This is a genomic window from uncultured Bacteroides sp. (assembly GCF_905207245.1).
Taxonomy (GTDB): Bacteria; Bacteroidota; Bacteroidia; order Bacteroidales; family Bacteroidaceae; genus Bacteroides.
In genome coordinates, this window is sequence record NZ_CAJLKP010000125.1 from 1 (window position 1) to 9,864 (window position 9,864).

A 9,864-nucleotide genomic window follows, 5' to 3' on the forward strand; every position below is an offset into this window, starting at 1 on the left:
CGACTCGCCGATCTCGGCAAGATGCGGCTCTAGAGTCCCCGTCAGCAGCATCCCTGTGTAGATCCCATCCATATGTGTGCGCAGATACCGCCTCCGCGCTGCTGCAAATCTGTTTTCCATGCCGCGCCTCCTTCATATACGCATTGTTTTTGGTTTCCCTTCGCGTATATGATAGCCCGGCGCTACACTAGAGTCCAATGTGCAATAATCGGATTTGCAGTCTTGACAACGGGATATATTTATTTTGCACCGGCTATTGATTTGTGCGTTTTTGTGAGTATAATAGATATTGAAATGTGTTTGTCACGAGATGTGCAACCAGTTGAATTATGTGTTTCCCGGCGCGTTGATTATGCTGAAAAGTGCGGAGGTGCGCTATGTTATATCGGAAAATTCAGCCGTATATCGAAAGCTACTTGAAGTCAGACTCTAACAAAGTGCTGATTATCGACGGGGCGCGGCAGATCGGAAAGACCTTTATCATCCGCTACGTCGGGCAGCAGTTCTTTGAGAACTATATCGAGCTGAACTTTGCGGAGGATTATAACGGTCCACGGCTGTTTGAGCAGGTCCGCACCGTCAAGGACTTCTATTTCCAAGTCAGTACCATCGCCGGCGAGCGAATGGGAGAGAAGAAAAACACGCTGATTTTCCTTGATGAGATCCAGGCATATCCGCACCTGCTGACCATGCTCAAGTTTTTAAAGCAGGACGACAGGTTTACCTATATCGCCAGCGGGTCGCTGCTCGGTGTGACCTTGAAGAAGACCACCTCGATCCCCATCGGAAGCATTGAAGTAAAGCGCATGTTCCCGCTGGATTTTGAGGAGTTTCTGCTGGCAAACGGGTTTAATCAGTTCGCCATCGATATGATGCATGAGAAGTTCCTTGCCGGTGAGAGCCTGGATGCAGCTATGCACGGGAAGGTGATGGACCTCTTCAAGAAATATCTGTTGATTGGCGGGCTGCCCGACGCCGTGAACTCCTTTATTGCAGACACCAACATCGTAAAGGTCAGGACGATCCATCGGGATATCCGCGCGTTCTATGCTGATGACGCATCGAAGTACGAGGCGGACAATAACAAGAAGCTGAAGATCCGCAGGATCTACGATATGATCCCCTCCAATCTGGAGAGCAAGAAGAAACGGGTGGTCTTTCAGGATATCGAGGACAAGCGAGGCAAGCGTTTTTCCGACTATCAGGATGAGTTTGAATATCTGATCTCCGCGGGAATCGCCCTGGACGTCAACGCGATCACTACCCCAGTCTTTCCCCTAACACAGTCTGTCGGCAAAAACCTGCTCAAGCTCTATTTGAACGACGTAGGCCTTTTGACGGACGTTTTGTACGGCAGCAATATACGTGCGATCCTGGACGATGAGACGGGGATCAATCTCGGCTCTGTGTATGAAAGCGTGGTGGCCCAGGAGCTGGCCGCGCACGGCTACAAGCTGTTCTATTACGATAACCGCAGCAAGGGCGAGGTGGATTATCTGATCGACGATTACGACAGCCTCTCCGCCATCCCCATCGAGGTCAAATCCGGCAAGGACTACACCGTCCACAGCGCGCTGAGCACTTTTATAAAGAACGACGATTATCACGTGAAAAAGGCCTTCGTCCTGTCCAACGCCCGCGAGATCACGATGAACGGCAAGATCACGTATCTGCCGATTTATGATGTGATGTTCTTTGGGGTGGGGGAATCGTCAAATACGCCCATTTAAACTAAATCAAATCAAAATCAAACGGACAACATGGAGGAAACATAGATGGCGGATATCAGAAATGACCGGGAGCGTGAAGAACTCCACAAAGCAATATGGAGCATTGCTGACGATCTTCGTGGCAGTGTGGACGGCTGGGACTTCAAGCAGTATGTGCTTGGCGTTATGTTCTACCGTTACATATCCGAAAACCTTACCAACTATATCAATGAAGGTGAGCATGCTGCCGGTGATGCTCAGTTTGATTATGCCAAAATGAAAGACTCAGACGCCGAAGGAGCCCGTGCCGGTTTGGTACAGGAAAAGGGCTTCTTCATTCTGCCGTCTGAGCTTTTTTGCAACGTTCGAGCAAGAGCAACAGATGACGAAAACCTCAACGAAACGCTGGAGCGGGTTTTCAACAACATCGAGGATTCCGCCAAAGGAAGCGAGAGCGAAGACGATTTTGCCGGTTTGTTCGATGATCTGGACGTGAATTCCAACAAACTGGGCGCCACCGTTGCCAAGCGTAATGAAAAGCTGGTTAAGCTCCTAAACGGTGTCGCCGATATGAAGCTGCGCTATAAGGACAACACAATCGACGCTTTCGGTGACGCCTACGAATATCTCATGAGCATGTACGCCTCCAACGCAGGAAAATCCGGGGGCGAGTTCTTCACACCGCAGGAGGTCTCCGAGCTTCTGACCCGTATCGCTGTCGTGGGGAAAACAGAGGTCAATAAGGTCTACGACCCCGCCTGCGGTTCCGGTTCGCTGCTTCTCAAAGCGGCAAGAATTCTCGGTAAAGAGAATATCAGGCAGGGCTTCTTTGGGCAGGAGATTAACCTGACCACCTATAACCTCTGCCGCATCAATATGTTCCTCCATGATATTGGCTACGACAAGTTCAATATTGCCAATGAGGACACGCTCATCAGCCCCCAGCACTGGGACGATGAGCCCTTTGAAGTCATCGTTTCCAATCCGCCCTACTCCATCAAATGGGCGGGAGACGAGAATCCGCTGCTGATCAACGATCCCCGTTTCTCACCGGCAGGTGTTCTGGCGCCGAAATCCAAGGCAGACCTTGCCTTTATCATGCACAGCCTTTCATGGCTCGCTACCAACGGCACTGCGGCTATCGTCTGCTTCCCCGGTATCATGTATCGTGGCGGGGCCGAAAAGAAGATCCGCAAGTATCTGGTGGATAACAACTTTATCGACTGCATCATCCAGTTGCCCTCTAACCTGTTCTATGGAACGTCTATCGCCACCTGTATTATGGTACTGAAGAAGAATAAGGCTGATAGTAAGATCCTGTTTATTGAGGCTTCCAAGGAGTGCAAGAAGGTTACAAACAACAATCAGCTTGAAGACAAGAATATCGATACAATCGTGGACGAATTCGCATCTCGCACAGAGATAGAACATTTTGCTCATCTGGCTTCATACGAGGAAATTGTCGATAACGACTACAATTTGTCAGTTTCATCGTATGTGGAAGCGGAGGACACTCGTGAAGAAGTAGATATAGCTGAACTCAATGCTAAAATTGCAGATATTGTTGAGAAGGAAAACGCTTTACGTGCAGAAATTGATCGGATTATTGCAGAAATAGAGGGATAAGATATGCGGCTATCAAGTGTTTTATCCAAGCCTCCTAAACCGCTTTTCGAACCAGTTGACGGCTTTCTGATGGGTAAGCAAGGAAATTTGGGGCAGAAAGTGGACCTCGACGTTGGGACTGTTGCATTGAATTACTACTGTGAAACATGCGATGATCTACGAACGTTCTATTCAAAAGGAAAACTAACCTGTATCTTTGTAAACAAGAACATGGTAAGCATAGATTGTGTCCTTGCTTGCGCATGTGGTTCCACGGTTGAGGTATGGTTTGTAATTGAAAGTGAAAACGATATTACATCGTTGAGCCCAAAGGTACGGATTTTGAAACGTAGCGAACGATTGTCAGAAAGCGTAAGGCTCAATACTACCCGTTATGGGGACTTCGACTATCTATTAGACAAAGCGGAACAGGCATATCGTGAGAATTTGGGCGCAGGTTCTATTGTGTATCTGCGAAAGATTTTTGAGATGGTCACAGTTCAAGCGGCTATTTCAACGGGAATAGATTTTCCGAAGTATGAGGGCGGTAATCCTAAAAACTTTTCTGCTCTTCTGGAGGCCGTCGATGCTAAAAGCTCCATTATTCCGCCTGAGTTTTCAAAAGACGGCAAACGCCTTTTTAAAGAACTCAGTAATGTTGTCCATGGAGATTTCGATGAAGAACTCGGCTTAAAAAAGTTTGAGCCTCTACATAGGTTAATTATAGGGATTCTCGAAAATGTTCGAAACAAGGCTGCTTTTCATGATGCGAAGATAGCCTTAGGTTGGACCGAAGATGAGGAGAGTGAAGCTGTATGACTAAGCTTGAGCAATTAATTGAAGAATTGTGCCCTAACGGAGTGGAGCATAAAAAGCTCGGGGAGATTGCGACCATTTCAAGGGGCGGAAGTTTTCAAAAGAAGGATTATACAGAGACCGGATTCCCCTGCATACATTATGGGCAAATTTACACGTTCTACAATATGTTTACAGACTCAACTATTTCATTTATCCCTGAGAATGTGTATAAAAAACAAAAGTTTGCCCAGCCGCAGGATATTATTATGGCGGTTACTAGTGAGAACATTGAAGATGTATGTAAGTGTATTTCGTGGCTGGGGAATACCCCAGTAGCGGTAAGCGGTCACACGGCCATTATCCATCACAACCAGAACTCTAAATACTTATCCTACTTTTTTCACACATCAATGTTTTTTTCGCAAAAGAAAAAGATTGCCCATGGAACAAAAGTCGTAGAAGTAACTCCGGATAAATTAAAGGATATTATTGTCCCTGTACCGCCCATAGAGGTACAGGCTGAAATTGTCAAGATTCTTGACAATTTCACGGAGCTTACAGCGGAGCTTACAGCGGAGCTTACAGCGGAGCTTACAGCGAGGCAAAAACAGTATGAATATTATCGAGATCTCCTCTTGACCTTCTCCGATGTGGATGATTCACAGAATGTTCATGTAGAGAGAGAGAGAGAGAGAGACGGAGCCGGGCGGTCAGATGGCTGACGCTGAATGATGTGATCCTTTCTCTCAATACTGGACTTAATCCCAGACAGTTTTTCAGGCTGAACACGGATGATGCTGAGAACTATTACATCACGATTCGTGAGATCCATGGCGGGTAGAATCGTGCCATCCGAGAAAACTGATAGGATTAACGATGAAGCGCTTTGTCTTTGTAATAATCGTTCCAATTTGGAAGTTGGCGATGTCCTTTTTTCTGGGACAGGAACTATTGGGGAAACCGCTGTTATTACGGAAGAACCTTCAAACTGGAATATCAAGGAGGGTGTTTACACCATCAAGCCGGATCAGACCAGAATAGTTCCTCAGTTTTTGAGGTATCTCTTGACGTCGGAACAGATGAAAACCGCCTACATGAAAAAAGTGGCTGGAGGAACCGTCAAGAGCATTCCAATGGCAGAAATGCGGAAACTATTAATTCCTGTTCCGTCAATAGATGAGCAAAAAAGGATTGTTCTTTTGCTAAGTCGCTTTGACACCCTCTGCAATGATCTCAAAGAAGGACTTCCCGCCGAAATCGAAGCTCGACAGAGGCAATATGAATACTACAGAGATAGGTTGTTAACATTTAAGGAGGCAGTATAGTGGACCCCCAGGAATACATTCAGCATTGGAATTATTATTGCTCATTAGCCGCAAGGTTTGATGGAACCAAGGACTATTTGTACCATGGATTTTGTCAAAACGAAGACGGTAGGTCTCTAATGATTCATGGTGATGTTTATTCTGATATTTTTAAGCAGATTATCATTCTATCTGCGTCTGAATTTGAAATCATAGCTAAAGCAATTTGCCAAGCCAACGGGGAAAAGGCGAGGAATATCAAAAGCATTACAAATATCCTTCTAAAACACTTTCCTAATTTACCAAAGACTGAAATCATGACGCCATTCTGTACAGCAACACCTCTGCAGGATTGGCGTGTTGAAGAAGACAAGGTGTTTGGTTTGGATTGGTGGAAAGCATACAATCCGCTCAAGCATAATGAGACTGATTCATATAGGAAGGCGACGTTGGAAAATGCTTTCTTGTCTGTTGCAACGCTTTATATTTTGAATCTATATTTGATGTACCTTCTTTTTGGTTCGTTAGCCATGGCGTACAACCTACCGCCAGTTTATTTTAGAAGTAAGTATACTGCCTATTCAGTCAATTCCGGAGAAGGTTCCCTTCCGGATTGGGGAAATAAATCACCGTTTGAAAAAGCTGCCGAGAATTATCCTGAATGGTTCAAATTACAATAGCCATATAATATGGAGGCCTTGACCATGTCGTATTTTAACATTGTTGCTGAAACAAACGAGAATACAGTTGTTACGGAGTATACACCTGTAACCAAACGTTCCGATGCCTATCAGAGCGAGGCGGCTTTGGAGGCGGAGTTTATCCGTCTGCTTACAGAACAGGGATATGAATATCTTCCTATCCACAGCGAGGAGGACTTGGTACTCAATCTGCGCCGGCAGCTGGAAAAGCTCAACAACTATGTTTTCTCGGACAGTGAGTGGAAACAGTTCTTTTCGGACTGTGTTGCCAACAAAAATGAAGGCATCGCAGAGAAGACCCGCAAGATCCAGGAGGATTACGTGCAGGTCCTTCATCGTGACAATGGTACGACAAAGAACATCTCCCTCATCGATAAGAAGAACGTCCATAACAACAGCGTGCAGGTGATCAATCAGTACGTCATAGGACAGGATGCCGGAGTGAAGCATGATAACCGCTATGACGTGACGGTGTTTGTCAACGGTCTTCCCCTCGTGCATATTGAGCTGAAGCGCCGGGGCGTTGCGATCCGTGAGGCGTTCAATCAGATCAACCGGTATCAAAGGGACAGTTTCTGGGCAGGGAGCGGACTGTATGAGTATGTGCAGATCTTTGTGATCTCCAACGGCACGAATACCAAGTATTACTCCAACTCCACCCGCTATAACGCCATCAAGGACGCATCTTCCAGAAAAGTCAAAAAGGAAAAGACCAGCAACAGCTTTGAGTTTACCTCTTTCTGGGCGGACGCCAACAACCGGGTGATCCCCGACCTGATCGACTTTACCAAAACGTTCTTTGCCAAGCATACGATCCTGAATATCCTGACGAAGTATTGTGTCTTCACTTCGGAAAGCATGCTCATGGTCATGCGTCCTTATCAGATCACGGCCACTGAGCGGATCCTGAACCGCATTGAGATCGCCAATAACTATAAGAAATACGGTTCCATCGCCGGAGGCGGGTATATCTGGCATACTACGGGCTCTGGAAAAACACTGACCAGCTTTAAAACAGCCCGGCTTGCTTCCAATCTGCCGTACATCGACAAGGTGCTTTTTGTCGTTGACCGAAAGGATCTGGATTACCAGACCATGAAAGAATATGACCGTTTTGAAAAGGGAGCAGCCAACAGCAACACGTCAACGGCGGTGCTGAAGCGTCAGCTTGAGGACGACAACTGTCGGATCATCATTACCACCATCCAAAAGCTCTCCACCTTCGTGAACAAGAACAAAGGGCACGAGGTTTATCAAAAGCATATCGTGATTATCTTCGACGAGTGCCACCGCAGTCAGTTTGGTGATATGCACACCGCAATCGTCAAAAACTTTAAGAAGTACCATATCTTTGGCTTCACAGGCACGCCGATTTTTGCGGCCAATACAGGCGCAGTGCGAAATCCGAAAATGTTTACGACGGAACAAACCTTCGGAGATCAACTGCATACTTATACTATCGTCGATGCCATCAACGACAAAAACGTGCTACCCTTCCGAGTGGACTACATTAAAACCATGGATGTGGAGCCGGATATCGACGATAAAGATGTATGGGATATCGACCGTGAAAAGGCATTCATGGCGCCAGAACGCATCGAGTTGGTGACAAAGTATATCCTTGAACACTTCGATCAGAAAACTTATCGGGGAGATAAATCTTATGCCTTTAATGTGCTGACCAATATCTCCGAAGTTGCCTCTGCTAAAAACGGAGCGGTGGAAGAAATCAAGCAGAAGCAGCGTGTCAGCGGTTTCAACTCCATTTTTGCGGTCGCTTCTGTGCCGATGGCAAAACTGTATTATGCGGAGTTCAAGCGTCAGATGGAAGCCGATCCGACCAAAAAACTGCGAATCGCTACCATTTACAGCTACGGAGCAAACGAGGAAGAGACAGACGGGATTCTTGATGAGGAGAACCCCGAGGACACCTCTGCTCTGGATCAGAGTTCTCGTGATTTCCTTGAGGCGGCAATTCGGGACTACAATGAAATGTTCCACACCAACTACAGTACAGATGGCGACAAGTTCCAGAATTATTACAAGGACGTCTCCCTTCGTATGAAGAATAAGGAACTAGATATGCTAATCGTGATCAATATGTTCCTGACTGGATTCGACGCCACCACGCTGAATACCCTGTGGGTGGATAAGAATCTGAAAATGCATGGCCTGATTCAGGCGTTTTCCCGCACGAACCGGATTCTGAACTCGATCAAAACCTTTGGCAATATTGTCTGCTTCCGCAATCTTCAACGTCGTGTGGATGACGCAATCTCGCTGTTCGGCGATAAGAATGCGTCTGGTATCGTGCTTCTCAAGAGCTTTAAGGATTACTACTACGGTTATACCGATGCGAAGGATGTGCTGCATCCCGGTTATGCGGATATGATTGAGGAGTTAACGACCAAATTCCCGCTCTCTGAGCCTCAGATTATCGGGGGGCAAAATCAGAAGAACTTTATCGCTCTGTTCGGTGCTATCCTGCGGATGAGGAATCTCCTTCTGTCCTTCGATGAGTTTGCCGGAAAGGAGATCCTTTCTGAGCGTGACTTGCAGGACTATCTTGGCCGGTATCAGGACCTGCGGGATGAATGGAAGCGTAGACGTGAGGACAAGCAGAAAGAAGATATTACCGATGATATCGTCTTCGAAATTGAACTGATAAAGCAGATCGAAATCAACATCGACTATATCCTGCTGCTGGTCAAAAAGTATCACGATTCTCACTGCGAGGATAAAGAGGTTCTCATTGATATTCGCAAGGCAATGGATGCTAGCCCTGAACTTCGCAGCAAAAAGGCGCTTATTGAAACCTTTATTGCCGGGATTAACGATGTGGACGATGTGCTCACCGAATGGCGGAGCTTCGTTGTCGAGCAGAAAGAAAAAGAACTTGCGTCCATCGTAGCGGAGGAAAACCTCAAGCCGGAGGAAACTCGCAAGTTCGTAGAGAACGCTTTCCGTGACGGTGAAATCAAAACGACGGGCACAGATATCGACAAGCTCATGCCGCCGGTTTCACGCTTCGGAGGCGGCAACCGGGCCGAGAAGAAGCAGACGATCATTGATAAGTTGCTGGCGTTCTTTGAGAAGTACTTTGGGATTGTGTAAAATCAATAATGCATGGAACTTCTCAACCCTTAAAATCACAATAAAGAGGACTCGAGGTGTGCCAATGAACAGAACAAAGCTAGAATCTGCCATATCAGCGTTCGTCAAGAACAAAAAGGCCAACGCCGCCTATTACGACGACAACTGGACCGAACGCAATGAGCGTAAAGCCTATTATCAGTCGTTCACCAAGGACAAGCTGCTGGCAATGACCGAAGAAGATTTCTTTGAGTACATGAGCAGACTTTGGTCGATGGTCATGTGGGGTAATAAAAGATTCGTTGTGGACAAGCTAATTGCCGACAACGGCTTTGATGCGCTCAAAAAGCAGCTGGCGGAATTGCTGTATGGAATCGCGCAATTTGAAAAGCGGTGGAACACTTTTCTGAAATCCGTGAAAGGTATGGGCCCGTCAACGATCAGCGAGCTACTTACCTATACCAATCCGAACGAGTACATCCTTTTCAATAAGACGACGATCCTTTGCTATTCATACCTCGATGTGCCGGATATGCCCAAGTATAACTATCAATATACCGGCAAGAAGTTTGCCGAGGTGTGTGCGATTGCAAAGGAGATCTCCGCTGCACTTAAGGCTGCCGGCGCCGAGGACTATGACCTGCTGGCGGTTGA

General features: G+C 46.7%; 8 protein-coding genes and 1 pseudogene. 8 read left to right on the plus strand and 1 reads right to left on the minus strand.

Annotated elements, in window-relative coordinates; all coding sequences use genetic code 11:
• A partial coding sequence (locus QZ135_RS25005; protein WP_365979369.1) for a TnpV protein occupies positions 1–120 on the minus strand: 120 nt, incomplete at its 3' end.
• A gap of 317 nt (positions 121–437) precedes the next feature.
• Here QZ135_RS25005 and QZ135_RS23280 point away from each other — a divergent pair.
• The 8 genes and pseudogenes from QZ135_RS23280 to QZ135_RS23315 all read left to right on the plus strand — a co-directional run.
• On the plus strand, positions 438–1,730 hold the full coding sequence (locus QZ135_RS23280) for an AAA family ATPase (RefSeq protein ID WP_294615244.1): 1,293 nt from the start codon (positions 438–440) through the stop codon (positions 1,728–1,730).
• A 45-nt stretch (positions 1,731–1,775) separates the two neighbouring features.
• The gene (locus QZ135_RS23285) at positions 1,776–3,335 is read left to right on the plus strand and encodes a type I restriction-modification system subunit M (protein WP_294615248.1); all 1,560 of its coding nucleotides are present in this window, start codon (positions 1,776–1,778) and stop codon (positions 3,333–3,335) included.
• A 69-nt stretch (positions 3,336–3,404) separates the two neighbouring features.
• On the plus strand, positions 3,405–4,133 hold the full coding sequence (locus QZ135_RS23290; protein WP_294615251.1) for a hypothetical protein: 729 nt from the start codon (positions 3,405–3,407) through the stop codon (positions 4,131–4,133).
• The gene (locus tag QZ135_RS23295; protein ID WP_294615253.1) at positions 4,130–4,834 is read left to right on the plus strand and encodes a restriction endonuclease subunit S; all 705 of its coding nucleotides are present in this window, start codon (positions 4,130–4,132) and stop codon (positions 4,832–4,834) included. The genes QZ135_RS23290 and QZ135_RS23295 overlap by 4 nt, the downstream gene beginning before the upstream one ends.
• Before the next feature lie 108 nt (positions 4,835–4,942).
• A complete protein-coding gene (locus QZ135_RS23300) occupies positions 4,943–5,437 on the plus strand; it encodes a restriction endonuclease subunit S (RefSeq protein WP_294615258.1) in 495 nt (164 codons plus the stop codon).
• A complete protein-coding gene (locus QZ135_RS23305; RefSeq protein ID WP_294615261.1) occupies positions 5,437–6,096 on the plus strand; it encodes a hypothetical protein in 660 nt (219 codons plus the stop codon). The genes QZ135_RS23300 and QZ135_RS23305 overlap by 1 nt, the downstream gene beginning before the upstream one ends.
• A 9-nt stretch (positions 6,097–6,105) precedes the next feature.
• Positions 6,106–9,231 (plus strand): type I restriction endonuclease subunit R, encoded by a 3,126-nt coding sequence (locus QZ135_RS23310; protein WP_294615264.1) that lies wholly within the window; start codon positions 6,106–6,108, stop codon positions 9,229–9,231.
• Between the two features lie 64 nt (positions 9,232–9,295).
• A pseudogene (locus QZ135_RS23315) lies at positions 9,296–9,864 on the plus strand (hypothetical protein); the annotation flags it as partial.